General features: G+C 46.4%; 29 protein-coding genes. 5 read left to right on the top strand and 24 right to left on the bottom strand.

All coding sequences use genetic code 11. The annotated features are described in order from the left end of the window. Positions 1-43: 43 nt before the first annotated feature. Positions 44-925, bottom strand: coding sequence for a 2-dehydropantoate 2-reductase (locus MKX80_RS08480; RefSeq protein ID WP_154997823.1), 882 nt, complete (start codon positions 923-925; stop codon positions 44-46). A gap of 182 nt (positions 926-1,107) precedes the next feature. On the opposite strand from MKX80_RS08480, the gene MKX80_RS08475 reads away from it, so the two are divergent. Further along, complete coding sequence (locus tag MKX80_RS08475; RefSeq protein WP_154997825.1) at positions 1,108-1,587, top strand: N-acetyltransferase; 480 nt, start codon at positions 1,108-1,110, stop codon at positions 1,585-1,587. Between the two features lie 36 nt (positions 1,588-1,623). Here the strand turns inward: MKX80_RS08475 and gerR are convergent, their stop codons facing one another. The 3 genes from gerR to MKX80_RS08460 all read right to left on the bottom strand — a co-directional run bounded on the left by gerR (position 1,624) and on the right by MKX80_RS08460 (position 3,097). Beyond that, positions 1,624-2,229 carry a sporulation-specific transcriptional regulator GerR gene (gerR, locus tag MKX80_RS08470; protein ID WP_154997827.1) on the bottom strand — a complete coding sequence of 202 codons (606 nt, stop codon included), beginning with the start codon at positions 2,227-2,229 and terminating at the stop codon, positions 1,624-1,626. Positions 2,230-2,384: 155 nt separating this feature from the next. Continuing rightward, complete coding sequence (gene rpmF, locus MKX80_RS08465; protein WP_003181522.1) at positions 2,385-2,558, bottom strand: 50S ribosomal protein L32; 174 nt, start codon at positions 2,556-2,558, stop codon at positions 2,385-2,387. Between the two features lie 23 nt (positions 2,559-2,581). Beyond that, positions 2,582-3,097: a DUF177 domain-containing protein gene (locus MKX80_RS08460; RefSeq protein WP_043927555.1), complete on the bottom strand. Its 516-nt coding sequence runs from the start codon at positions 3,095-3,097 to the stop codon at positions 2,582-2,584. Positions 3,098-3,314: 217 nt separating this feature from the next. Between MKX80_RS08460 and MKX80_RS08455 the strand changes: the two genes are divergently transcribed. Continuing rightward, complete coding sequence (locus tag MKX80_RS08455; protein WP_154997829.1) at positions 3,315-4,565, top strand: nucleotidyltransferase; 1,251 nt, start codon at positions 3,315-3,317, stop codon at positions 4,563-4,565. Positions 4,566-4,584: 19 nt separating this feature from the next. Here the strand turns inward: MKX80_RS08455 and MKX80_RS08450 are convergent, their stop codons facing one another. Beyond that, positions 4,585-5,607 carry a SepM family pheromone-processing serine protease gene (locus MKX80_RS08450; RefSeq protein ID WP_154997831.1) on the bottom strand — a complete coding sequence of 341 codons (1,023 nt, stop codon included), beginning with the start codon at positions 5,605-5,607 and terminating at the stop codon, positions 4,585-4,587. A 324-nt stretch (positions 5,608-5,931) separates the two neighbouring features. Between MKX80_RS08450 and ylbJ the strand changes: the two genes are divergently transcribed. Continuing rightward, positions 5,932-7,152, top strand: coding sequence for a sporulation integral membrane protein YlbJ (gene ylbJ, locus MKX80_RS08445; protein ID WP_154997833.1), 1,221 nt, complete (start codon positions 5,932-5,934; stop codon positions 7,150-7,152). Between the two features lie 8 nt (positions 7,153-7,160). Here the strand turns inward: ylbJ and coaD are convergent, their stop codons facing one another. The 10 genes from coaD to MKX80_RS08395 form a co-directional block, all read right to left on the bottom strand. Further along, the gene (gene coaD, locus MKX80_RS08440; RefSeq protein ID WP_003181508.1) at positions 7,161-7,655 is read right to left on the bottom strand and encodes a pantetheine-phosphate adenylyltransferase; all 495 of its coding nucleotides are present in this window, start codon (positions 7,653-7,655) and stop codon (positions 7,161-7,163) included. Beyond that, positions 7,648-8,214: a 16S rRNA (guanine(966)-N(2))-methyltransferase RsmD gene (rsmD, locus tag MKX80_RS08435; RefSeq protein WP_154997835.1), complete on the bottom strand. Its 567-nt coding sequence runs from the start codon at positions 8,212-8,214 to the stop codon at positions 7,648-7,650. Before rsmD ends, coaD begins: the two co-directional genes overlap by 8 nt. Positions 8,215-8,262: 48 nt before the next feature. Then, entirely contained in the window at positions 8,263-8,397 is a 135-nt protein-coding gene (locus tag MKX80_RS08430; RefSeq protein WP_261763598.1) for a hypothetical protein, read from the bottom strand. Between the two features lie 109 nt (positions 8,398-8,506). Then, positions 8,507-8,779, bottom strand: coding sequence for a YlbG family protein (locus MKX80_RS08425; protein WP_009328559.1), 273 nt, complete (start codon positions 8,777-8,779; stop codon positions 8,507-8,509). A gap of 71 nt (positions 8,780-8,850) precedes the next feature. Then, a complete protein-coding gene (locus MKX80_RS08420; RefSeq protein ID WP_003181503.1) occupies positions 8,851-9,300 on the bottom strand; it encodes a YlbF family regulator in 450 nt (149 codons plus the stop codon). A gap of 69 nt (positions 9,301-9,369) precedes the next feature. Then, positions 9,370-9,501 (bottom strand): hypothetical protein, encoded by a 132-nt coding sequence (locus tag MKX80_RS08415; RefSeq protein WP_261763599.1) that lies wholly within the window; start codon positions 9,499-9,501, stop codon positions 9,370-9,372. 77 nt (positions 9,502-9,578) lie between these two features. After that, entirely contained in the window at positions 9,579-9,818 is a 240-nt protein-coding gene (locus tag MKX80_RS08410; protein ID WP_154997840.1) for a YlbE-like family protein, read from the bottom strand. Between the two features lie 14 nt (positions 9,819-9,832). Next, complete coding sequence (locus MKX80_RS08405) at positions 9,833-10,231, bottom strand: YlbD family protein (RefSeq protein ID WP_154997842.1); 399 nt, start codon at positions 10,229-10,231, stop codon at positions 9,833-9,835. 138 nt (positions 10,232-10,369) lie between these two features. Next, complete coding sequence (locus MKX80_RS08400) at positions 10,370-11,413, bottom strand: CAP domain-containing protein (RefSeq protein ID WP_339228338.1); 1,044 nt, start codon at positions 11,411-11,413, stop codon at positions 10,370-10,372. 141 nt (positions 11,414-11,554) lie between these two features. Then, entirely contained in the window at positions 11,555-12,001 is a 447-nt protein-coding gene (locus tag MKX80_RS08395) for a CBS domain-containing protein (RefSeq protein ID WP_154997846.1), read from the bottom strand. A 167-nt stretch (positions 12,002-12,168) separates the two neighbouring features. Between MKX80_RS08395 and MKX80_RS08390 the strand changes: the two genes are divergently transcribed. Then, positions 12,169-12,528 carry a YugN family protein gene (locus MKX80_RS08390; protein ID WP_176275729.1) on the top strand — a complete coding sequence of 120 codons (360 nt, stop codon included), beginning with the start codon at positions 12,169-12,171 and terminating at the stop codon, positions 12,526-12,528. A 56-nt stretch (positions 12,529-12,584) separates the two neighbouring features. On the opposite strand, the gene ctaG is transcribed toward MKX80_RS08390, so the two are convergent. From ctaG to cyoE, 6 genes are all read right to left on the bottom strand, one after another. Further along, positions 12,585-13,484: a cytochrome c oxidase assembly factor CtaG gene (ctaG, locus tag MKX80_RS08385; protein ID WP_244958320.1), complete on the bottom strand. Its 900-nt coding sequence runs from the start codon at positions 13,482-13,484 to the stop codon at positions 12,585-12,587. 33 nt (positions 13,485-13,517) lie between these two features. Continuing rightward, positions 13,518-13,847 (bottom strand): cytochrome c oxidase subunit IVB, encoded by a 330-nt coding sequence (gene ctaF, locus MKX80_RS08380; protein WP_154996627.1) that lies wholly within the window; start codon positions 13,845-13,847, stop codon positions 13,518-13,520. A gap of 2 nt (positions 13,848-13,849) precedes the next feature. Next, complete coding sequence (gene ctaE, locus MKX80_RS08375; RefSeq protein ID WP_020451275.1) at positions 13,850-14,473, bottom strand: cytochrome c oxidase subunit III; 624 nt, start codon at positions 14,471-14,473, stop codon at positions 13,850-13,852. Beyond that, on the bottom strand, positions 14,473-16,344 hold the full coding sequence (gene ctaD / locus MKX80_RS08370) for a cytochrome c oxidase subunit I (protein WP_154996629.1): 1,872 nt from the start codon (positions 16,342-16,344) through the stop codon (positions 14,473-14,475). The genes ctaE and ctaD overlap by 1 nt, the downstream gene beginning before the upstream one ends. Before the next feature lie 29 nt (positions 16,345-16,373). Continuing rightward, positions 16,374-17,441: a cytochrome c oxidase subunit II gene (gene coxB, locus MKX80_RS08365; protein ID WP_154996631.1), complete on the bottom strand. Its 1,068-nt coding sequence runs from the start codon at positions 17,439-17,441 to the stop codon at positions 16,374-16,376. A gap of 277 nt (positions 17,442-17,718) precedes the next feature. After that, positions 17,719-18,645 carry a heme o synthase gene (gene cyoE / locus MKX80_RS08360; RefSeq protein WP_043927531.1) on the bottom strand — a complete coding sequence of 309 codons (927 nt, stop codon included), beginning with the start codon at positions 18,643-18,645 and terminating at the stop codon, positions 17,719-17,721. Positions 18,646-19,047: 402 nt separating this feature from the next. Here cyoE and MKX80_RS08355 point away from each other — a divergent pair, with 402 nt between their 5' ends. Next, a complete protein-coding gene (locus tag MKX80_RS08355; RefSeq protein WP_154996633.1) occupies positions 19,048-19,956 on the top strand; it encodes a heme A synthase in 909 nt (302 codons plus the stop codon). A gap of 82 nt (positions 19,957-20,038) precedes the next feature. On the opposite strand, the gene pyc is transcribed toward MKX80_RS08355, so the two are convergent. The 3 genes from pyc to MKX80_RS08340 form a co-directional block, all read right to left on the bottom strand. After that, positions 20,039-23,482: a pyruvate carboxylase gene (gene pyc, locus MKX80_RS08350; RefSeq protein WP_154996635.1), complete on the bottom strand. Its 3,444-nt coding sequence runs from the start codon at positions 23,480-23,482 to the stop codon at positions 20,039-20,041. Between the two features lie 78 nt (positions 23,483-23,560). Further along, entirely contained in the window at positions 23,561-24,772 is a 1,212-nt protein-coding gene (ftsW, locus tag MKX80_RS08345; RefSeq protein WP_154996637.1) for a putative lipid II flippase FtsW, read from the bottom strand. Between the two features lie 329 nt (positions 24,773-25,101). Next, on the bottom strand, positions 25,102-25,383 hold the full coding sequence (locus MKX80_RS08340) for a YlaN family protein (protein ID WP_003181465.1): 282 nt from the start codon (positions 25,381-25,383) through the stop codon (positions 25,102-25,104). Between the last annotated feature and the right edge of the window lie 77 nt (positions 25,384-25,460).

Raw genomic sequence — 25,460 nt, 5'->3', positions numbered from 1 at the left:
AACGAGTATAGCACGTTCCGCGATTCGGTCAAAAGATTTAGCTTCATTCGTGTTCAAGCGCCTTGATGCTGCGATGCAAAAAGGTAAGATGCGGGGCAGACTCCCCTGACTCTTTTGCACGCTTCAGCAGATAGCCCATGATCGCATCGGCTTCTGTTTTTCTTTCTGCCAGCACATCGGCAAGCATCGAAGACGTGTTGTTTTTTGTCCGGCGGCAGACGGAAAGAACATGGTCCCACGCTGCTTGGCGGTCTTCAAGTTCCAAAATCCGGCTCGCTTCTTCAAAGACAAGCTTCATATAGGCCGCATACATCGGCTCTTCAAGCAGCGCGCCGTTTTTCACCCGCAAAAGAGCCGTCAGCGGATTGATGCACGCATTGACAATCAATTTTCCGGCGAGGGTCTTATACCAGTCTTCACACCAAATAAAAGGGAATGCTTCATGCACCGAACCGAGCTCTTTTTTCAACCGGGCGGTAGATTGGCTTCGGAACGCGCTCCATTTCACGGCCCCTTTTCCCGTGTGCCGGAATGTGCGGTCATCCACCCTGACAGCTCCGTGTTCTACAGATCCCGTATAGATGCGATGGCCCGTCTGCCATTTTTCAAGCACGGGAATATGAGCCATTCCATTTTGCAGGAACATGATATCAAGAGGAGCCGCCTGCTCCAGTTCGGACAAAACGGCTCCGAGCTGATGCTCCTTTACGGCAACAAAAAGAAGGTCGCAGTCCGGATCAAGTTCAGTCCTGCCCCTGACGTTCACGGTCATCTCTTTCCCGTCTTCAAGAAGGCGGATTCCCTTTTCTTCAATCGCTTCCGCCTGTTCCTTTCTCCGTGCGATCACCGTCACTTCGTGGCCGAACGAAAAATAGTATGCAAAAAGGAGGCCGACCGAGCCTCCTCCGATGACTCCGATTCTCACATTCTCACACCCTGATTTTTTCATATACTGTATATCATAGCAGAAATTTTCGCCGTTGACTTGTCAGTTGTTTCAAATATTCAGAGCCGCTTCGCTTCATTATATTAGAAAATTTTTATCATTTGGATTTTTTGAAAAAAGCGTTTACAATAGAAGTAGACCACAAACAAGGGGGTAACACAATGGTCAAAGTTGAACGTTTGCTGATCAACTACAAAACGCTTGAAGAATTTAAAAAGTTCAGGGAGTACGGGATTCAAGAGCTTTCCATGCTGGAGGACCTTGAAAGCAACATGATTGAAAACGACAGCAACTCACCGTTTTACGGCATCTATTACGGAAATCGGCTCGTCGCAAGAATGAGCCTGTATAAAGCGGATGGAAAATCAAACCAATACTTTGAAGAAGGCCAAGATTACCTTGAGCTCTGGAAGCTTGAAGTTTTGCCGGGGTATCAGCGCAACGGCTACGGAACGTTGCTGGTGGAGTTCGCCAAATCTTTCGGACTCCCGATTCGCACAAGCCCGCGCGTCAAATCATCCGATTTTTGGAGCAAGATGGGCTTTACACCGGTTAAATACGATATGGCCCGGGATAAAGGGGAAAATCCGCTCGTTTGGCATCCTGTGAGCGAACCTAATCAAAGTTCTGAATCAGCATAAATGAAAAAAGCCGGCCGAAAGCGGATGGCCGGTTTTCTATTTTTCAAGCTTCTCTAGATTTTCATTCGGCTCCGGCTGAAGCTTCGCCTTTTTATTTCGTTCGTCTTCCTGAAGAACGACCATTTTTCGGGCTCTCTCCATGATTTCAATCAAGGCTTTATAATCCTCTTCCGTCAATTCAAGCCGTTTTTTCAGCGATTGATTTTCGCTTCGCAGCTTTTCAACTTCCTGTTTCAGCTCATTGATTTCTTCAGCGAGCTTTTTCTTCTCATCTATAAAGTCTTTTTGAACCGGGGCTTCTTTCAGCTTTTCCAAGTATTGAATGACATCATCGAGCGTCAGGTTTTCCGCATTGTTTCCGGAAACCGTTTTGACAGATCCAGGTAAGTTTGCGGAATGGATGCCGATTTTTTTGCGCAGCTCTTTGCGCTGCTTCTTTGCCAGCTCAATGCCTGATTGGTATTGCTTTCTGACAAAGGAATTCCAGCGGAATCCGCAGGCAGCGGCGGTTCTGCTTAAAGCCTTGCCCACTTCTTCAAAGGCTGAAAGCTGTGTGCCGCCTTCCCGAATGTGCCTTAAAACGACCTCAGCCAGCAATATATCTTCATCCTGTGTCCATGCATCCTGTCTTGTAATCGTCAAATGTTATCCCCCTCCATGACTTTATGAATTTACCTCATACATATGCGGCTGATAGAGTAGATAGACTATTTTCTTTACAGGAAATAAAAGGATGAAGGGAAAACGGGTATAAAAAAACACAAGACCCTGAAGTCTTGTGTTTTCACTGTTGACGATTAGTTGCTTTTTACGTCTTTTCCTTTGTATGATCCACATGCTTTGCAGACGCGGTGTGAAAGTTTCATCTCACCGCAGTTTGGGCATTCTACCATACCAGGCACTTGCAATTTAAAGTGTGTACGACGAAGTCTTTTTTTCGTTTTAGAAGTTCTTCTAAAAGGTACAGCCATTATTCCCACCTCCTTAAAGAGCGTTAAGATTCATCTTCTTGTTTTAAGAGCTTCCCGAGTCCGGCAAGTCTCGGATCGATCCGGTCTTTCCGGTCATCTTCTGTAATGACCTGCCAATCCTTGCCCTCCTGCGGAGCACCTTCTTCTTTTTGAACAGACTCACAAAAGATTTGCATAGGGATCTCAAGAAGGATTTCTTCTTTCACGACCGGAGTCAAGTCGATGAGGTCATCTTCAACAATATGGACGTCTTCATCTTCCAATTCCTCGGTCTTATGAAATATAAACAGTTCTTTTGTAGAAATACTGAATGGATAACGAACATCAACAAGCGTTCTTGAGCAAGGCAAGATCATCTCGCCTGAAATGGTAAAATCAAATGCAGCCTGCTTTGAGCGGATTTCCGCGCGCCCTTTCACCCGCACCGGTGAAATGCTGCGTATTTCCGAGCTTTGAGAGAGTTCGCTTAAATCAACTGTTTCATCAAATTCAAAGTCTTTCTTCGGCATTTGATTCAGCTGATGTATCGTCCATTTCATTGTATCACCTCTAAGTGAGCAACAAACATGATTATAGCTTTCATCATGTTTTTTGTCAATATTTTTTCTTTACAGATATGCGCCTGCGCTTTTCATTCGTTGACATTGTGAAGAACAATTCATACACTTAGAAAAAACGCTGTTTTCGCGAGGCGTCTGGACATTCCATGTGTAAATGTATCATAACTATTTCAAGAGATGCAAGAGAGGTGAAAAAATGAAAGCGGTCGGCCTTGTTGTGGAATACAACCCATTTCATAACGGACATTTATATCATATAAAGGAAGCAAAATCAGAAACCCGGAGCGAGGTGGCGGTTGCCGTTATGAGCGGCTCCTTTTTGCAGCGCGGTGAACCCGCCATCGTCTCAAAGTGGGCGCGAACGAAGATGGCGCTTGCATCTTATGCCGATGTCGTCGTTGAACTCCCTTACATATTCGCCGTCCAAAAAGCGGAAACATTTGCTGAAGGCGCCGTCTCAATTTTAAATGAATTAGGGTGTGCTTCTCTGTTTTTCGGAAGCGAGCACGGCGATATTGAGGCGTTTCTCAATACAGCCGTACACACGATAGAGCAAGAAGACGGGCTCAATGAAGAAGCAAAAAAACAGATAGCATTTGGGCTGAGCTACCCGCAAGCGATGGCAAAAGCGTTCCGGGCTGTAACCGGAGACAGCAGAAACATTGTTGACCTTTCAAAGCCGAACAACATTCTCGGATTTCATTATGTGAAAGCCATCATGCAAAAGCAATTAAGCATGAAGCCCGCAACCGTCAAGCGCCGATCCTCAGGCTATCACGATTCAGCTTTCCCGGAAGCGGACCGAATCGCAAGCGCCACAAGCATACGCAAGTCGATCTTTGAAACGGGAAGCCTTGCGGACAGCCGCTTTTACCTTCCAAAATCATCGGTCGATGAGCTTGAGGAATACGCCCGGACTTTCGGTATGTGGCACTCACCTGAAGATTATTTCCCCTTTTTGAAATACAGCCTCCATACTATGGATACAGAAGACCTGAAAGGGATTTATGAAGTGGAAGAAGGCCTTGAGCACCGCGTCAAAAAAGCGATCCGGAAAGCAGGCTCTTTTAAGGAATACATGGAGCTTTTGAAAACGAAGCGCTATACGTGGACAAGGCTGCAGCGGATGAACACCCACATCCTCACAAAAACGAAGAAAGCCGACGTTAAGCACATGTTAAGCGAAACGCATCCGGCATATATCAGACTTCTCGGAATGACAAAAAAAGGGCAGGCCTATTTGGCTGAAAAGAAAAAAAGCTTGAGCGTACCCCTTATTACAAAGACGGGATCTTTTTCCCACCCTTCCCTTCAGCTTGACATAAAAGCGGGCCAAGTATACAGCGCCCCCCTCAAAGAGCCGGAGCGGACGATGCTGACAGAGCAGGAATATTCCCTTTCGCCGATCAGGTATGATGAAGACAGCCGGATATTTTTGCGCAAATAAAAACACCTGATGGACATCATCAGGTGTTTTTCACTTTATCTTCCAAATAATGAATCGCATCATCCATCGTGTCGACAGGGACGATTTTCATATCGGTTTTAATATCTTTTGCCGTTTTGACCGCTTCTTCATAGTTTGATCCTTTTTTTCCGCCTTCGTTCGGGGCAAAGAAGATGTCGGCTCCTGCCTTGTCTGCAGCAACGATTTTCTGGCTGATGCCGCCGATCGGACCGACTTTACCTTCGTCATCGATCGTTCCGGTTCCCGCAATATGGTGTCCTTTTGTCTCGTCTTCTTTTGTCAGCTGGTTATAGATCTCCATTGACATCATCAGCCCTGCCGAAGGGCCGCCGATGTTTTCGATGTCCATATCGACCTCCGGCTTCACCTTGACATTGCGGTCTGTGATGAGGGATACGCCGAGCCCAGCTCTCTTCGGATCTTCTTTAAATGTTTTCAGCTTCATCTCATATGTTTTTTCTTCTTTATCCCGTTCAACTATGATTTTCACGCGGTCTCCGGCTTTTTTTGATTCGATGTAGCGGACGAAGCTCTCCGCTGACCGGAACGTTTTTCCGTCCGCTTTTTTAATTTTGTCCCCGACTTGTATTTTTCCTTCTGCAGGCATGCCGCTGACGACCGACATGGCATATACGCCGTTAAACGTGTAGCTGACTTCTTTTCCGGCCCGTTTATAAGCGGCGATCATCGCATTCTCTTGGGAATCTCTCATCATTTGCAGCTGGCGCTTCATATATTCCTGATCAGATTCGCCTTCTTGTTTGAAATTTTCTTCCGGAAGAATTTCGTGATAAGGTCGCACTTTTGCCCATATGTATGTTAGCGGATTGGCAGGGCCGACTTTAACTGTCATTAAAGAAAAGCTCCCTTTTTCAGAATAGCCGTTATCAACTTTAATTAAAGGGTTCAGCTCGGTCGCTTCGCCAGGTTCGGTGATGTAATAAGGCAGCTTCACAAATGACAGCGCAGCCATGATAATAACGATCAATAATGCGATGCGTATAATTCTTTTTTTCAGCATGAAAATGTAACCCTCCATCTTTATTTTCACCGGCTCACCTCTAGGGCCGGCTCCAAATTTTCAGCCTGCATGAATTCACAGATGTATGAAATACCTTCTATTGATGCTTATCAAGGAGAAGGGTTTCCGCGAGTATAAAGCAGCTTCCGGTTCATTTGTTTCATCACCGATCTGCAATCTGGTGGTCTAAAATGAGGACCAGCCTTCGTATAATGATAAAGAAGTTTCACGGAGAAGGCTTCCGCACAAATCGGGCAAGCTTTTCGTTTATTTTATCATGATCCTGTTTCCAATGTGTATTCACAGCCGCAAAGGGGGTTAGAAATGGACATGTCAAAGGTAAAGACACTCATGATTGCCGTTTTGCTGCTTTCTTTTACAGCCGCCGTCATTACCCATCCGCAAGAATCATTTGACGCTTCTAAAAGTGGACTTGCCATGTGGTGGGAGGTCGTATTCCCTTCCCTTTTGCCTTTTTTTATTTTATCAGAGCTCTTGATCGGGTTTGGTGTCGTCAGGTTTGTCGGGCTGTTGCTCGAGCCTTTCATGAGACCGGTATTCCGCGTCCCCGGCGTCGGAGGGTTCGTGCTCGCGATGGGAATGGCATCGGGAAACCCGGCCGGCGCAAAACTGACTTCAAGGCTGAGACAGGAGCGGCAGATTTCCCGGGTCGAAGCAGAGCGGCTCGCTTCATTCACCAACTCATCTAACCCGCTGTTTATTTTCGGAGCCGTTGCGGTCGGCTTTTTCCATAATCCTTCTCTTGGCGTCGTGCTTGCGGCGGCCCATTATTTGGGCAATTTCGCAGTCGGACTGACGATGCGTACTTACGGAAGAAAAGAAGAAAACCGCACCGCCGTGCGAAAGAAGCTTCCTGTGCCTTCAATTAAAGAAGCCTTAAAAGCGCTCCATCAAGCAAGACTTGAAGAAAAGCGGCCGCTCGGCAAACTTTTGAGCGATGCTGTCATCTCTTCCGTCCAAACGCTGTTAATGGTAGGCGGCTTCATTATTCTTTTTTCGGTTTTTAATAACATTCTTTCTGTGATGCATATCACCGACATTCTTTCGCACGCCACACGAATGATTTTGACGGCCCTTCAATTCCCCGGTGATTTTGATAAACCTTTACTATCGGGGTTGTTTGAGATTACGCTCGGCAGCAAACTGGTCAGCGCAACGGATGCAGCGCTTCTCCAGCAAGCGGTGATCGTCAGCTTTATTTTGGGTTTCAGCGGCTTCTGTGTTCAGGCGCAGGTTGCAGGCATTCTTGCTGAAACGGATATTCGCTTTAAGCCGTTTTTTATCGCCCGCATCCTCCAGGGAATTTATGCAGCGATCTTTGTTCTTATTCTTTGGAAGCCTCTTTACACATCGTTCTATTCCCCGACGGAGCCGGCCTTCTCCTTTCTGACGGCCGGGAAAACGGAATCTTTCTTTCTGCAGATGTGGAACACTTTAGCAGAGATCGGTCCGCTCCTTACGATCGGCACCCTTCTCATCTACATCATTCTTTATGCCAAAACCTACGCTCCTGCTAAAAAATGAGCAGCCGGTTACGGCCGCTCATTTTTTGCAAACTTTTTTTCAAGTGCAGCCTCGACCGCTTCCGGCACGAGTTCTGCGACTGAACCTTTATATTTTGCCACTTCTTTGACAATGCTTGAACTGAGGAATGAGTATTGGTTATTCGTCATCATAAAAAACGTTTCAATATTTTCATCAAGCACTTTGTTCATCGAAGTTCCCTGCATCTCGTATTCAAAGTCAGATACCGCTCTAAGCCCCCGCAGGATGACGTTCGCCTGCTTGCTCTTTGCATAATCAATCAAAAGCCCCTGAAAAGATTCCACTTGCACATTCGGGATATCCTGCGTCACTTCACGAAGCAGCCCACAGCGTTCTTCCACCGTAAACAGCGGCTTTTTCGAAGAATTGTTCAAGACGCATACATACACTTTGTCAAACACTTTCGCCCCGCGCCTGATGATATCCAAATGTCCAAAAGTCACCGGATCAAAACTTCCGGGACAAACGGCAATGCTAGCCATCCCCATTCCCTCTCTTTCTGTATATGGTCACGCCTGTTAAGCCGTATATTTCCTGCCGGGCAAGCTGAAGTCCGCCCACCGCATCCGGCAGCATGACTTCCTTCGCATGCTCAGCCACAATAAACCCTCTGTCAGTCAGCATATCCGCTTCATCAATCATCGATAAAAGCGCTTCCAGCTTTTGCTCTCGATATGGCGGGTCCAAAAAGACGGCATCAAAGCTTGCGCCCCTTCTCACCAGTGCATGCAGGGCCCGTTCCGCGTCATTCCTGTAGACCTCGGCTCGTTTTTCCAAACCCAGCGTTTTCAAATTCCCTTTTACGGTTTGAATCGCTTTAAAATCACGGTCGACAAAAATGAAGCGGTCAAACCCCCGCGACAGCGCTTCAATGCCCAATCCGCCGCTTCCCGCGTACAGATCAAGGCCGGTGCCGCCTTCAAAATACGGGCCGACCATATTAAAGATGGATTCCTTTACTTTATCGGTCGTCGGCCTTGTCGACGTGCCGGGAACCGCTTTTAAGACACGTCCCTTATACGTCCCAGAAATCACTCTCATACTTCCACCACTTTTTCTTAAAACTCGAAAAAAATCATTCCTATCTTATCATAAAGTGTTTTCTGGCACAAACACCCAAAGTGCAAATTCATATGTATAGCAAAAAGGGTCAGTGGTGATAATAATAGCAACAGCATCGATTGATGTTGTTGCCAACCGCGGAGAAGACTTACGTTTCCCCATAAGTTCTTCCTCCGGTTTCTCCTCTCCCTTTGCCTTCTCCTTAATTTTTTAAGGAATAGAAGGACCCCGCAGAGGTATTTCTGCGGGGATTTTTTTAACATAAACCAAGTCAGAGCCCGGCTTTATAGTCGTATTCTTTCGCTTTATCCTGCTTGGATTCAAACTCCATTTTCAAGAACGGTTTGTATGAAAGATCCACCTGTTTGACAAAAGAGTACGAACGTATTTTAGCGATGATTCTTTCGGCATCTTCCATATTGCAATACACCACTACATATTTCAGCCGCTTTGAAACGTAATGAACATTTCCGAATTTCCTGAGCATTTTCGCCTGCTTCAAGGAGTGCAGCCAAACGATTAAGCCTTGACGCCTGATTTCCAAATTGTTCACCTGCCTGTCGCTCTGTGCATGAAGTTCTATAAAAAAACGAGACTCGGGACGACCGAGCCTCATCAGGAAACTTTACAGCCGCAGCTTCCGCCTGACCCGCAGCCGCCGCCGCAAGATGAAAGATTATCAAAATAAGGGTTTCCAGTCGGTACTTTGATATGTTTTGACACAGCATGACCGATTTCCACGCTGACTTCATCAAGTATGGATTGCAGCTCGGTTTCCGCCTTTTTAAATTCGGCTACTGTATCGTGAAGGTCAAGCTCCCGTTTGATTTCCCTCATTTTCTTGGATATCTCTTTATAATCAGGATGATACTTGCCAAAGCGCTGTACATCCTCATACTGTTCTTTTATTTTCGTAAACGAAGCGATAATGCGTCCGGCCTCTTCATCTTCGCGGAGACGCTTGTAGCATTTTCTGTAATGTTCAGCTGCCTCAGATTGAAGAATCATGTTGGCCAAATCATATGCTTCATTTTGAAGCCGCAACGATTCCATTGTGGCAAACATAGACATGCACCTCCAGCTATAGTGTATCACAAATCAGCCGTTTTCAAAAATGTCTATGCCGCCTCCGAACTATAATTTTCCAAAAACTTCGCTTTCGCAAGCAGCTTCGCGCCAATCTGATAAGCCCTTGGGCTTTGGTTTATGGGTGGCGCAGCCGGCCAGCAAGAGGCACAGCAGCATCACAAGCCAGCACTTCTTCATCACAGATCAACTCCTTCACACCTAGCTTTACCAGAATGGCGCGATTTATCATCATAAAAAAACACTCAGGCATTAAATTAATCCTGAGTGCGCATCGCATGAAACATTTGAAGCATCATCTGGGCCATCTGAATGCTGCCTGATAACTGGTTGACCCTGTGAGGAATCGTTTTTTCATAAAAATTCATCATATCGAGATGAAAGGCTGACAGGTCATTCGGATTCCGCGAAAGCTTGCGGTACCAGACCGGCTGCTCACGGATGAACCGGCGGCGCTCTGCATCGGCGAACACATACTCCTGCACTTCTTTACGCATGTCTGACTCCTTCCCTAATCTTTTCGGAAAGAAAACGGATGCTCGCCGCCGCTTTGATTCTGCTGTTTTTGGCTTCCGCCCGAAAACTGGCTGAGCAAGCTTTGCAGCGAAGAAATAGACTGGCTCATTTTATTGATCTGCTCATTCATTTGATTGGCATCCATCTTTCGGACGGCAGTCACCACTTTAGAAATGAAATCATTTCTGTCGCCAGCGTCCGGCTCCTTTTCTGCCGAAGCTTCTTTATCCCTGTACGGATCCCAAATCGAATCGTCTTCCCCGAGCAAAACCCAGTTTTCATATACTTCCTGCCAGCTTTTTTCTTGTTTCCGCACTTCGGAAATCAACTTAGGATGCCGTTTGATAAATTGCTTAAATTCATCAATGGATGATTGCGCATTTTGATTTGCCAACGTCTACACCCCCTCCGAAAACATATGCCTACTATAGTGTAATCCGCCCCGGCAAAATGTGTTCGCCTAAAATTCCTCTTTTTCGCCGGCATTTCAGGATTTCTCAAAAAACGAAAAGCCCGGATATTGTCCCGGGCTCTATTGCCATTCTTTAATAAAGTTTTGCGTATAATATTTCTCGTCCACCCCGACTCCGAGATGGGTATAGTCGGCATTTAACAGCGCTTTTCTGTGTCCTTCGCTGTTTAACCAGCCTTCAACCGCCGCAGGCCCGTCGACATAGTTGAGCGCGATATTTTCCCCCGCCTGCTCAAAGTTGACTTTTCCTTTTTCAAGCCTGTCTTTGAGGGTGCCTTCCGTTTTTGACACATGGGAGAAATAATGGTGCTCTTTCATGTCGCTGCTGTGGCCGTAAGCAACTTTTGATATGCCTTCATCCCAAGAGAGCTGAGACAGGTCGTGTCTTGCGCGGATGACGTTCGTTATATCAAAAATCTGCTTCTCATTTGCTTTTTCAATTTTCTTCCAATCTGATTCTGTCAATGCTTTAGGTTCGATCAGGGTGCCTCTGTAGACAACTTCATACGGCCTTTGCTTGATTAAAGTCGGCGCATCAAATGCCCTGATGCTTGAAAGTGTCCCCTCGAATTTATCCATGTACAGCTGAACATAGATGTCTCCGACTTTCACTGTCGGCCTTGTATTCATGTCTTCTTCGGAAAACTCAAAACGGTATGAATTGCCTTTATATTGAACATTGACATACGGGGCAATCTGGGTGGTTTTGAAAACATCCCTTGACGGCCTTCCAATTTTAAACGGAGCGGTGTTCAGCCCGTCGCCTGTCGCAAACAATGTCACGGCCTTGCCGCCAAGCAAGCCGATTTGAACGTACTGTTTTTCCCCTTTGTTATAGACCCACCATTCATAATCATATGCTGACGGATCGACTCTGTCCGGTTTCCCCAGTTTCTTTTCGATCGTCTCAGCCGATTCTCCGATAAAAGAAAGCAGGCCGGAATCGGGAATGTTCAAGGACTTCTCTTTTTTCGCATCTTCGTTTGAGACTTGCGGCTTGTCTTCCTTCGCAATTTTCTCAGGCGTTGAACCGTATTGAATAAACAGCGTGTATGAAGCCGCAACGATGAGAAGGATCACGACCGCTCTTAATATATTTTTCAAACTTTCACCTCCGACTGACGGATCAATCTATCCATAAAACGGCGCACCGCATCAAAAACTTGCCTTTAGTGTCATTTAAACAGAACTGACATGAATTTTCAATGATAATACAGCCTATTAAGATTTGAGACAAAATATGTTTTAATGAAGAAAATCTTCAGGCCTCTCTTCGTTTTCTGATATAAATGTCAGCGCGTCACCAGCCTGACGGTTTGATTTTTGATGAGTTGAAATATCGCCGAGCGTAATGATGCCGGCAAGCTTTTTTTCCCGTGTAACCGGGACCCTTCTGATCTGATAATCTCCCATGAGATCAACCGCTTTTTCAATTGAATCGTCTTCACTTACCGTAATGAGATCCGTCGTCATGAGATTTGTAATCTTTTGCGAATTCGGTTTTTTAGCTGCGATTCCCCGCAGCACCAAATCCCGGTCAGTGACGATCCCAACCAGTTCCAAGCCGTCATCAAGCACAACCGGAATCGCTCCGACATTCCCGTCTTTCATTTTCACGGCAGCCTCGTACACATTATCAAGAACCGTACAGTATAATATTTCCTTTGTCATGATATCTTTCACACGTGTCAATCAGAAGACCTCCTCTTGTCTTTCGTTTGTTCATATTGTCGTCAAGCCGCCCGGGATTCATACTGTTCACAAAAATATTTATATATCGGCTCAGCCAGGATTGAAAGTTTAACGCTTTCATACTATGATTGTCAGTAAAGGTAATTTTTTTAAGGGGGTTTTACGGGATGAAATTTGAAGAATCCGGTATTGAAGGATTGACTGCTGACCTTAACCGGTTAGACGACATCATGGAAAATGAAGGGTTCGTAAGAGCTGGACAATGGGATTATGAACGCGTCACATATGACCGCAAATTCGATATGGTGGAAGGCAGGTACTACCTCCGCGTGTTCGGATATGCCGTCGAAGGTGATGTGGGCGCCCGGCGCGCGGTAATTAAACTGATGACACCGCTTTTGGGCAAATATTATTATCCCCATGGAGTGGAATACGGTGAAGACGAACACTTTCCGCCGCAGCTCCTCAAAACAAGCAAAACGGTGTTGAATTCGATCAAAGAAAAAGTTTCAGCGCTTGAAGTGTAGAAGGCGTACATAAAAAGGGTACAGCCCCTCGGGTGAGGCTGTACCCTTTTTTCATCTTAATGAACCGTAGACGGAGAGTATCGTTCTTCTTCCAGTTCCTTTTCGTCTTTGGCTCTTTCCTTCTTCGCCCAGCCGAAAAAGATAATCGCCAAAAATGTCCCGTACACGATTTCCTGTAAAATTTTCATGACGATCGCGCCAAGCTGCTGATCTTCCAGAACAGGCATGCTGCTGAACATTTCCGGACCTGTAAGCGTCATTCCGCTCAGCGTATCGAGAGGAACGCACAGTTTCATGGCCTCCGCCCATGCGGACGGATCTGAATATGTCGAATACAGAGCCGTATCGCTGAACATGATTAACGCGCATGCCGGTGTCAGCAAAATGCCATCAGCCATAATGTAGCCGAGTTTCAAAAGTCCGTTCATCTGCGGAAGCTCCTCGACCTTGTGAACGAGCGGCCACCACATGAAAAACGCTGCAATAAAGATCAGCACCGTAATAACGGCATGATAAACGGCATCTGTCTTAATAAAATCAAACACCAAAGGAATGTGATACATCGAAAATAAACCGTTAAATACGATAATCGCGATCAATGGTTTGGAAAAAAACCGGAACAGCGGCTTGACGATCGGCAGAAAAATGACCTTTTTCCAAAACCAAGTCGGTATGCCAAGGATGATCAGAGGCGGCACGATCAAATACAAAACCGCCATTTGCGCCATATGCGCGCTGAACATAATATGTCCCAGCAAATCAATCGGACTGCCTTTGGACACGTATAAAAGAATCATCGCCGTCAGGAATAAACCGATTTCTTTCCTGGATACCCGCTCTTCTTCTGATCCTAAACGTTTCATCAGAAAAAAGTAAAGGGCGGTTATGAAAACGACAGCCCCTAGGAAATAGGGGCTCCAAAGGGCGCGAAAACCGAATATTTCAAGGCTGCCCAACATGAGCATCCTCCTTTCTGTATGTCGGTTCGATTACCACCAAATAAGCGTCACAAAAGCCAAAACGGTAATAAAAGCGACCAAAACGCCCGAATAAAGGAACAAAGTCGGCGCTTCATGCCCCCGCTGACTCATATGCATAAAGTAATACAGCTGAAACGCAACCTGAATGACGGCCAGCAGCAGAATGAACGGGACAGTAAACCATACTCCGGCATCTGAGGCGACCGTTAAAAAAGCGACAATGGTCAGGCCGATCATCAAACCGAATGAAATAACCTGATATCTCATGTCCTCCGCGTTTTTCTTTTTGCGGTAGGCAAGATCTGTTTTGGGATTCCCTCTGTTTTCGTTATTCACCATTTTTATCCCACCATCCCCATCAAGTATACAACGGTAAAGATAAACACCCAGACAACGTCGATAAAATGCCAGTAGAGACTTGCGACAAAAAACTTCGGCGCATTGTAAAGGCTTAATCCGCGGCGCGCATTTCTGATCATCAAAGAAAGAATCCAGAGAAGCCCGAAGGTAACGTGTGCTCCGTGCGTGCCGACTAGCGTATAAAAAGCGGAGCCGAGAGCCGAGCTCTGAATGGTGAACCCATATTCGTGAATGTAATGCGTAAACTCATATATTTCAAGCGCCAGGAAGCCTGCACCGAGCAGAACGGTAATTCCGAGCCAAACCTGCATCTTTTTAAAAGCGAAGTTCTTCATATGATACATGGCATACACGCTCGTTAAACTACTCGTCAAAAGGAGCATTGTCGCCAGAAAAACCAGCCCCATGTCAAACATCTCGGTCGTTTTCGGTCCCCCTGCATTCGAATTCTTCAGCGCAAGGTATGTTGCGAAGAGAGACGCGAAAAGAACCGTCTCTCCCCCGAGAAATAGCCAAAAGCCGATAAACTTATTTTTTCCTTCTAACGTAGCTTTTTCAGGAGAAGCCGGGAAGGTTTCAGCCGTCAATTTCTCTTCTGTATGCATTATGCCTTCACCCCTTTGTCGTCATCATCCATCAGCTCTTCTTTATGAATATGGTACCCGTGGTCATCAATTACAGACCGGAGTAGCATCATAAATAACGTGATCCCTAATCCGATCAGAATGACAGGCAGCCCCCAGGCAAATTCCGTCCGGTACATAAAGCCGAAGGCGGATATAAACAGCCCGAGTGACATGATGAACGGAAGAATCGATCCGTTTGGCATATGGATGTCCTGAAGCGGCTCCGCGGCGGTCATTGACTGCTTGCCGGCTCTTTTTTCGATCCATAAAGCATCAAGGCCTCTGACCAAAGGCAACTGTTTAAAGTTGTATTCAGGAGGCGGCGAAGAAACGGCCCACTCGAGCGTTCTTCCGTCATGCCAAGGATCGCTGCCGACTTTTTCCCCTTTGGCAGTCGTCACGATAATATTGATCACGAGTATGATGACCGCAGCCGCCATAAACACAGCTCCGATTGAACTGATCAAGTTTGCCATGTCAAATCCCTGATTCGGCAAGTAAGTGAACACGCGTCTCGGCATTCCCCACAACCCGAGCCAATGCTGGATGAAGAAAGTGAGATGGAACCCGATGAAAAAGAGCACAAATGTTATTTTACCCAACGCTTCACTCAGCATTTTCCCGAACATTTTAGGCCACCAGTAATGAGCCCCCGCGAGGATGGCGAACACCACTCCGCCGATGATGACGTAATGGAAGTGGGCCACGACAAAGTACGTGTCATGGAACTGATAGTCAGCCGGTGCAGCAGCAAGCATTACACCTGTCACCCCGCCCATGACAAACGACGGGATAAAAGATATCGCGTAAAGCATCGGCGTTGTAAACTTAATGCTCCCGCCCCAAGCCGTGAGCAACCAGTTGAAGATTTTAATTCCGGTCGGGACGGCAATGGCCATCGTCGCCACCGCAAAAATGGCGTTCGCCACAGGCCCGAGACCCGTTGTAAACATATGGTGTGCCCAAACCATGAAGCCTAAAAAGCCGATCAGTACGGTCGCAAATACCATTGAAGAATAGCCGAACAGCCTTTTTCTCGCAAAAACCGGAATGATTTCCGAAAAAATTCCGAACGCCGGGAGTACGAGAATATAAACTTCAGGGTGCCCGAAAATCCAGAACAGATGCTCCCAAATGATCGTATTACCGCCTAATTCCGGATTGAAAAAGCTCGTTCCGAACAACCGGTCCAGCATCAAGAGCGCGATGCCTACGGTCAGCGGCGGGAACGCGAACAAAATCAAAGCCGAAGCGACAAATGTCGTCCATGTGAAAAGCGGCAGCCTCATGTATGTCATGCCCGGCGCCCTCATGTTGATAATCGTCGCAAGAAAGTTAATCCCGGCAATCAGCGTACCGATCCCTGCAATTTGCAGACCGAGAACATAGAAATCGATCCCGTGCCCTTCGGAGTGAAGGGAAAGCGACGCATATGACGTCCAGCCGGCATCGGGTGCCCCTCCCAAAAACCAGCTTAAATTCAGAAAGATGCCGCCGAAAAGAAACAGCCAAAAGCCGAGCGAGTTCAAGAATGGAAACGCGACATCCCGCGCGCCTATCTGCAGCGGGACGACGGCGTTCATCAATGCAAACAAAAGCGGCATCGCTGCCAGGAAAATCATCGTTGTGCCGTGCATCGTCATGATCTCATTGTAGACTCCGCCACTCATGATGTCATTGTTGGGTATCATCAGCTGAAGCCTGATCAGCATCGCTTCGATTCCACCGAGCACAAAGAAGAACCCGCCGCCCAGCAAATAAAGGATGGCAATCTTTTTATGATCGACAGTCGTTAAATAGTCCCATAATACAGCCCCAAAACCTTGCTTTTTCTTAAGCGTACTCACAATGTAACCTCCCTCATTCTCCCTTTGAAGCGTTAGTCTTCCGTTTTTAACCCCTTTAAATATTCAGTCAGTGCATCAAGTTCCTTGTCGCTCAAATCAGGGTATGTGCCGGTCATTTTGTTGCCCGGTTTTATGCTTTCAGGATCCTTGAGCCACGCTTTCAAGTTTTCATCGTTGAATTCCTTCACACCGGCGATCGTCGACCTGTCTCCAAAAGTCGCGAGGTTCGGAGCCGTTCTGGCCGCTTCCGCCCTTTGGTCTTTTGAATCGGTTGCATGACAGCTCAGGCAGTTTTTCTCTTTGAAAACTTTTTCTCCTTCAACAGCGAGATCGGTTTTCGCCCCCGCTTTATAGTTTTCCATATCGCTCATCCATTTCTTGAACTCATCCTTCGAAACCGCTTTAACTTTAAAGTCCATTAAAGCGTGGGAAGGTCCGCAGAGCTCGGCGCATTTCCCGTAGAAATAATCTCCGGCTTTTTCCGCGCGTTTTGAATCGAACGTTAAGAAGAATTTGTTTTCATTGTCTGTGTTCGTATCAATCTTACCCCCGATAGAAGGAACCCAGAATGAATGTTTGACATCGGAAGCTTTCAGCTTGAAGTAAACGCGTTCATCGGTCGGCACGACCAGCTCCTGGCTCGTCACCACGCCGTAGTCAGGATATTCGAATTCCCACCAGTAAAGGTTTGCCCGGACGTTGACGACCAGCGTCTTCTCCGGATCCCTGTTTTTCTTATCCATCGGTTTTGTATCAGCAAGATCAAAGGTCTGTGCAACAACAGGAACAACCAGGATAAGAAGGAGAATAATCGGAATAACAGTCCATAAAATTTCTAAATTGCGGTTTCCTTCAACCTGTTTCGGGATGTGGTCATCACCGAGCTTAGATCTTCTGTACTTGACGATGACAAATACGAAAATGAAACTTACCACTACTACAACAACAACCATGATCAACGTGCTGAGAATCATTAGGAAATACTGCTGATCAGCCACCTCGCCCGCCGGCTGCAGCGTTGATATGAACGGTTCTCCGCACCCTGCTAAAACGAGCGCCAAAATAGTGAACAGCGACATCAGACGCCATTTCTTTAACATTTCTTCCCAACCCCTTTTCAATCAATCCTTTTGAAACTTTCACTGTTCAAACGTTTATAGGACACCTATTCATTCATCTGACTCCCCACTCCAATTAAAGCACTTACATTTCCTCATTTCTTAAATAATGAGGTTTTTTACTCAAAATACCATCTATGTATGAACGTAAAGCCGCCTTGTTAAACATAATCGAAAAAATCGATAAGGCGGCTTTTACATGATTGTTGTCTGCTTGAAGTGTTAAGTGACAGCCTTCAATGTGATGAATTATAGAGTTCTATCCAATTTTAAAAAGTGTAAATACGACCATGGCAACGAAAAATATGGTCAAGTAATTTAATGAATATACAAACATGAGCGTTGCCCACTTCATGATATTTTTGCTTCTGTAACCGACCAGACCGCAAACGAGCCAGCCGATATTGAGTACCGTCCCTAAAATGACGATCGGCAGTCCGAGTCCGCCGAGGAAAAACGGCAGCGGCATTAAGCAGGCAATCCAAATGATGATTTGCCTTTTCGTCACTTCAAAACCGTGTACAACAGGCAGCATCGGAATATTTGCGGCTCTGTATTCCTCCGTTTTCTTAATCGCAAGCGCCAGAAAGTGGGGAATCTGCCAAATAAACATAATTAAAAACAGCACCCACGCCTCAACTCCGATGGAACCTTGGACAGCGGTCCATCCGATCAAAGGAGGAACAGCCCCTGATACACTTCCGATGATCGTATTAACGGTATAGCGGCGCTTTGACCACATCGTGTAAAGAAACACATACGTAAAGACGCCGACAAACCCTACTGCGGCAGCTGTCAGATTGGTCATCAGCAGCATGATAAAACCGAGCGCAGTCAGCAGAATGCCGAACCACAATGCCTGTGAAGGCTGGATTTTTCCAGTCACCGTCGGCCTTGTTTTCGTCCGCTGCATGAGCTGGTCAATATCACGGTCATAGTAGTTGTTGATGACGCATGATCCTGCAATAATAAGCGAGGACCCCGCTAAAGTGAACAGCACGATATCAAGGTTTCCTAGAAAGCTCAGATTTGAAAAGTAAAAAGCGAGCCACATGCCCGTAAAAGTTGTTATCAGGTTCGAGTAAACAATCCCGACTTTGATCAGGGCGAGGAAATCTTTCCATGCTGTCGTCTCTTCTATTTGTCCATTCATTGCTGTATCAGCTGTAATTCTTGTTTCAGCCATAATACTAACCCCCCTTACTCAAACCTTCATCACGTCAAGAGAAGCGGTATATTCATAAAAAACCTACAACTCTATCATACAAGATTACCGGTTGGAAAAAAACAGCCTATTAAATATTAATCGACAAACCGGTTTATATTTGTGAACTTTTTATGACTTTCTTTACAGATGAAGGAAAAGTTGTGAACAAGAGCGGAAAACCACTGTCATTCTAATATAGTTCTATCAAACGAAGCCAGAATTATCAAGTCTTCAAAACCAATAAAAATGTGAACGCCTTCTATTGCATTTTTGTGAACAATAATCATTATGAATTGCAGCAGAACATCAATTCGCTTACACTTGAAGGTGGTAAATATCTTTTTATTAGTCAGTTTGCATTAAAAAAGGAGAATTGAATTTATGAATAAAGCATTAAAAGGCTTGGGAATTATCACAACTATCGCCATGCTTTTCGTGCTGATCGGCGGCGCCCTCGTCACAAAGACGGGTTCAGGAATGGGCTGCGGCAGATCTTGGCCGCTTTGCAACGGAAGCATATTCCCGGCTCTAACCCTTGAATCGATTATCGAATGGAGCCACAGGTTTGTCAGCGGCACATCCGGCATCCTTGTGCTGGCTCTCGCCATTTGGTCTTGGAAAAAAATCGGCCATATCAGAGAAACGAAATTTCTCGCGGTAATGTCGGTCGTCTTTCTCATTCTTCAAGCGCTCTTGGGTGCTGCGGCGGTTGTCTTCGGGTCATCGTCCCTGATCATGGCTTTGCACTTCGGAATCTCGCTTATTTCCTTTGCTTCTGTCCTGCTGTTGACGCTCCTGGTGTTTGAAGCTGACAGCAAGCAGAAAGCCGAATCGTTTTATATAGGAAAAACCATGCAGTTTCATATGATAGGAATCATTATATACACATATATCGTCGTTTATACAGGCGCATATGTCCGGCATACGAAGTCAAGCCTTGCGTGCCTTGATTTTCCGATGTGCAGCACGCAAAACGGCTGGCTTCCCGGGAAGTTTCACGAATGGGTGCAGATGGGACACAGGGCTGCGGCGCTTCTTCTGTTCGCCTGGATCATCGCGGCAGCTGTACATGCAGCCAGACAGTATAAAAATCAAAAACGCATTTATTGGGGCTGGATGATTTCCCTGATCCTGATCATCCTTCAGGCTGCCTCAGGAATTGCGGTTGTCTACAGCAGACTGGATTTGGGATTTGCTCTCGCCCACGCTTTCTTCATTTCCTGCGTGTTTGGAATCCTTTGCTACTTCCTGCTGCTTGTTGTGCGCTATCGCAGGCAGGTGCAAAAATAAAAATAAACGGTTGATCCTCCGCCTGTTGCGGGGGATTTTTTCATTAAAAAGAGGCCGCCGACAAAAGTCAGCGGCCGCACTTTTATTTTTTCAGCTCAATAAGGAGGTCGCCGGTTTGAATGGCTTCTCCGTTTGTTACGTGAATGTTTTCAACAGTTCCTGAAAACGGAGCCTGGACGGTCGTTTCCATTTTCATCGCTTCATTGATCATTAAATGATCGCCCTTCTTCACTTGGTCCCCTTTGCTTACAAGAAGCTTAATCACCGTTCCCGGCATGGATGCCGCGATATGATTCGGGTTTGAACGGTCGGCTTTCACCTTTTGATGAACGGACGATTTGATGCTTTCGTCTTTAATGACCACTTCGCGAGGCTGGCCGTTCAGTTCAAAATAAACGACTCTCGTCGCATCAGGACGCGGTTCCCCGATAGAGACAAGTTTAACGATCAGCGTTTTCCCTCTTTCAATCTCGACCTCGATTTCTTCGCCGAGCGTCATGCCGTAGAAGAAGGTCGGTGTATCAAGCACAGAGATGTCCCCGTACAGTTCCGCTGTCTTCACATACTCGGTAAAAACTTTCGGATAAAGCGCATATGCGACAGCATCCTGGTCGGAAAGCTCCAGATCATGCGTTTCCTTAAACTCCGCTTTTATATCGTCAAACGAAACCGGTTCAAGCAGTTCTCCAGGGCGTACTGTAATCGGCTCCTGCCCTTTTAAAATCAGCTTTTGCAATTTTTCAGGGAATCCGCCGTGAGGCTGGCCGATATACCCTTTAAAAAGCTCAACAACCGAGTCAGGAAAGTCGAGAGATTCTCCCCTTTCGTAAATATCATCTTCCGTCAGGTTATTTTGCACCATGTAAAGCGCCATATCCCCGACGACTTTAGATGACGGCGTAACCTTTACGATGTCCCCGAACAGGTGGTTAACCCGGCTGTACATTTCTTTCACTTCATTCCAGCGTTCGCCGAGGCCGACTCCCTTAGCCTGCTGCTGAAGGTTGCTGTATTGGCCGCCAGGCATTTCATGCTTGTAAATTTCGGTATGAGGCGCATTCATGCCGCTCTCAAACTCACTGTAATATTTTCTGACAGACTCCCAATATTGAGACAACGACTCTACCGCATCGACATTGAACTGCGGACGGCGCTTATCGCCTTCAAGCGCATGGTAAAGCGAGCTTGCGCTTGGCTGTGATGTCAGACCCGCCATAGAGCTGACCGCTACGTCGACGATGTCGACGCCTGCTTCTATCGCCTTCGCGTACATAAAAATACCGTTGCCGCTCGTATCGTGCGTATGCAAGTGGATCGGAATGTCGATCGTCTCTTTCAAAGCTGACACCAGTTCGTATGCCGCTTGAGGTCTCAGCAGGCCGGCCATATCTTTAATGCCGAGAATATGCGCCCCCGCTGCTTCAAGCTCTTTTGCCATTGACGTATAATATTCAAGGTTATATTTGGTTCTGTTCGGATCGAGAATGTCCCCGGTATAGCAGATCGCCGCTTCGGCAAGCTTGCCTGACTCGCGCACTGCATCAATGGCGAGCGTCATCCCTTTAACCCAGTTCAAGCTGTCAAAAATGCGGAATACATCGATTCCAGCCGCAGCAGATTCGCTGACAAACTTTTTAATCAGGTTGTCAGGGTAGTTTGTATACCCGACGGCATTCGAAGATCTCAACAGCATTTGAAACATCGTATTCGGAATTTCCTTCCGCAGCTCCTCGAGCCTTTTCCACGGGTCTTCTTTCAAGAAACGGTAAGCGACATCAAATGTGGCGCCGCCCCACATTTCAAGGCTGAAAAGCTCTGGCCAGAGTGCAGCCGTCGGATTGGCGATTTTTTTCAGGTCATGCGTTCTGAATCTTGTCGCAAGCAGTGACTGATGGGCATCGCGGAACGTCGTATCAGTGAGGAGCACTTCCTCTTGATCTTTCACCCATTTGACGAGCCCTTCGGCTCCGCGTTCATCAAGAATCTGTTTTGTTCCGCTTGCGATTGGCTGATCGACATCTGTTTTGACGATCTGCGGCTTATCGAACTCAGGCTTCTTCTTTTTATCGATGCCCGGGAAGCCGTTAACCGTTACGTTCCCGATGTATGTCAGCATTTTTGTTCCGCGGTCTTTCTGCTTAGGAAAGACAAAGAGTTCTGGCGTTGTATCGATAAAAGACGTATCGTATTGTCCTGTGAGAAACTTTTCGTGCTTCGCCACATTTTCAAGGAAAGGAATGTTCGTTTTGATTCCCCTGATCCTGAATTCCTGAAGGTTGCGGACCATTTTGGCTGCCGCCTGTTCAAACGTCAGCGCCCAGGTTGAAAGCTTAACAAGCAGCGAGTCGTAATAAGGCGTAATGACAGCGCCTTGAAAACTGTTTCCGGTATCAAGCCTCACCCCGAAACCGCCGCCTGAGCGATATGCCATGATTTTGCCTGTGTCAGGCATGAAATTGTTTGACGGGTCTTCAGTCGTAACCCTTGACTGGATCGCATATCCGTGCAGCGTGATGGCATCCTGGTTCGGAATGCTGATTTCGCTGCTGTCCAGACTGAATCCGGCAGCAATCAGGATTTGCGTCTGTACGATATCGACACCCGTCACCATTTCCGTAATGGTGTGCTCCACCTGAACACGCGGGTTGACTTCAATAAAGAAAAACTCATCGTTCGCAACTAAAAATTCGACCGTACCGGCATTGACATAGTCAACATTCTTCGCAAGCTTAACGGCGGCTTCGCAAATCTCTTCCCGGAGGGATTCTGAAAGCGAAACGCTCGGCGCCACTTCGATGACCTTTTGATGACGCCTTTGCACAGAGCAGTCGCGGTCGTAAAGGTGAACAACGTTCCCTTCTTTATCTCCAATGACTTGAACTTCAATGTGCTTCGGCTTTTCGATCAGCTTTTCGACATACACTTCATCATTGCCAAAAGCCGCTTTCGCCTCTGATTTCGCCCTGTTATAGGATTCCTCCAGCTCCGATTCGTCTCTGACGATCCGCATGCCGCGGCCGCCGCCGCCAAGCGACGCTTTAATAATAAACGGATATCCGAACTCCTCCGCAAATTGTTTGACCTCCGCTATATCAGCCACTGGTCCGTCGCTCCCCGGTATGACGGGAATTCCTGCTTTTTCAGCTTGTTCACGGGCTTTTACTTTATCTCCAAACATATCGAGGTGCTTGGAGGTCGGCCCGATAAAGATGATGCCTTCCTCTTCACACCGCTTAGCAAACTGAATGTTTTCTGACAGGAAGCCATAGCCTGGATGGATGGCATCCACATGGTTGCGTTTTGCAATCTCGATGATACCTTCAATATCAAGATAAGCGTCAATCGGCTTTTTCCCTTCGCCGACCAGGTATGCTTCATCGGCTTTGTATCTGTGGTAAGATCCGCTGTCTTCTTTAGAATAGATCGCTACCGTACGGATATTCAGTTCTGTGCAGGCGCGAAATACGCGGATAGCGATTTCCCCTCTGTTTGCAACAAGAACTTTTTGAATAGACTGTTGTGACATGTCGTTCCCCCTCATCCGCTGTTTTAAGTATGTATCTATTCTAAATGAATCGGATGGGCATTGTACACGCTTAGTTTTTTAAAAATTTATACTTTTTTTATATTGATTTTCTTTGGTTTTTGTAGTATTAACAGGTTGTTTTCGTTTGAACCGATCAAAGTATTCATTAAACATGCTGATGTTCACCAATATCCCCGCGCTTGCCATCAGCAGAATGAGCGATGACCCTCCATAGCTGATAAACGGAAGCGTCACACCTGTCAAAGGAATCAAGCCGGATATGCCGCCCAGGTTCACGAAAGACTGGATGGCGATCATGCTCGATATCCCGATCGCAAGCAAGCTTCCAAACGGATCGTCGCATTTTCTCGCAATATAAAACCCTTTTAAAACGATAAAAGCGAGCAGCAGTATGACAAAAAGGACACCGAAAATACCGAGCTCCTCAGCGATGACCGCCATAATAAAATCGGTGTGCGTTTCAGGCAGATACCCATACTTCTGTACGCTCTCGCCGAGGCCTAGGCCGAACAGCCCCCCCGAACCGATCGCCAAGTAGGAATTGACGACTTGAAAGCCTGAATCTCCCGCGTCTTTAAACGGGTTTTGGTAGCTTTCAAACCGCTTCATCCGTCCCTCTGTTAAAATGCTGTCCCAGTTGAAATAAATGAGCGGGCTGACGAGCACAAGGACAGCCCCGGCCAAAAGCACGAGCTTTAACAGCGTTTTGCCGCTGAATCCAGAGCACAAAATGATGCACAATGCGATTAAAGCGATGATAAAAGCTGTTCCCACATCCGGCTGAGCAGCGACCAGCGCGCAAATGAAAAGCGTGATGATCGCAGGAGGTGCGATTCCGGCTCCCAAGTTGTCAATATAGCTTTGCTTTTTGGCATAGACGGAAGAAAGATACAAGATGACGGTCAGCTTGACAAACTCCCCCGGCTGGATGCCGTAATTCGAAACCCTGAACCAGCTTTGGGCATTCCCGGCCACATGTCCGACAACAAACAGCGCGAACAAAGCGACGACGGAAATGAGCAGCAAAAACTTTTGGAATTTTTGATTGGCAAAAGCCTTATACGGAAAAAGCGCCGCGCCTAAAAATATGACGGTTCCAAGCGCTAAAAATATCAGCTGCCTGTCAAAAAAGTAGCTGCTGTCTTGTCCGTACCTTGTCACGGCTGTGATCATGCTTGAACTGTACACCATGACGAGCCCGAACCCGCACAGCAGAAATACAGCAAAGATTAATGAATAATCATAGGATTTAAGCATTCTTTTTATCATATTATCCTCTTCCTTACTTGCCTTCAAAATGTGTTTGTGGTAACTCCTTCGTTATTTTACTACACTTTCTTAAAAAGCACGAAAGATACCTTTTTCATAAGACTTCGAATCTCGTCAGAAAGAAAAGTCCGTCTATTCCAAGACTGCCATTCTATTTTTTTATCGGCATACCGTGCGTCTTCGTTTATTCGGCACGAACAGCGGCCATTCCTTCATCAATGGGCGTTTTCTTTCTCATTCCATAACAAAAAAGCCTGCCGGCAGTTTGTTTCTATCGAAACGTCGTCGACAAGCTGACTCAGACAGAAAGATTCTTCTGAGGTGTTCATTTATTTTTTTGTAAATGCATCATGTAATGCAGACAATTCACGTTCCAGCCTGTAAAGCAGTTCTTTACCCTCTTCTTCATCCACTAATCCAAGGCGGACAGCAAAATCAATTTCCCTAGAGAGTCCGAACATTTGTGTATCTAAAACCTCTTCATAAAGAGGACATTGAGGCATCGTTAAGTTGTCCATTTGCACTTGAATCAGCTTTAAGATTTTATCAGCATCACGTTTTAACAAGGCAAGTGCTTTTTCACGATGGTCGACTACAATCTCAGACGCCAAAAGTATCCCTCCGTTCCCCAGGCGAGTACCTAATTCTTCTATTTATGATAAAGCCTCAGCCGAAAAAAAGCAAGCTA

The organism is Bacillus sp. FSL K6-0972 (assembly GCF_037976035.1).
GTDB classification, from domain to species: Bacteria; Bacillota; Bacilli; order Bacillales; family Bacillaceae; genus Bacillus; species Bacillus haynesii.
The sequence above is the reverse complement of the archived record's forward strand: the minus strand, read 5'-3'. Positions and strand labels throughout refer to the sequence as shown.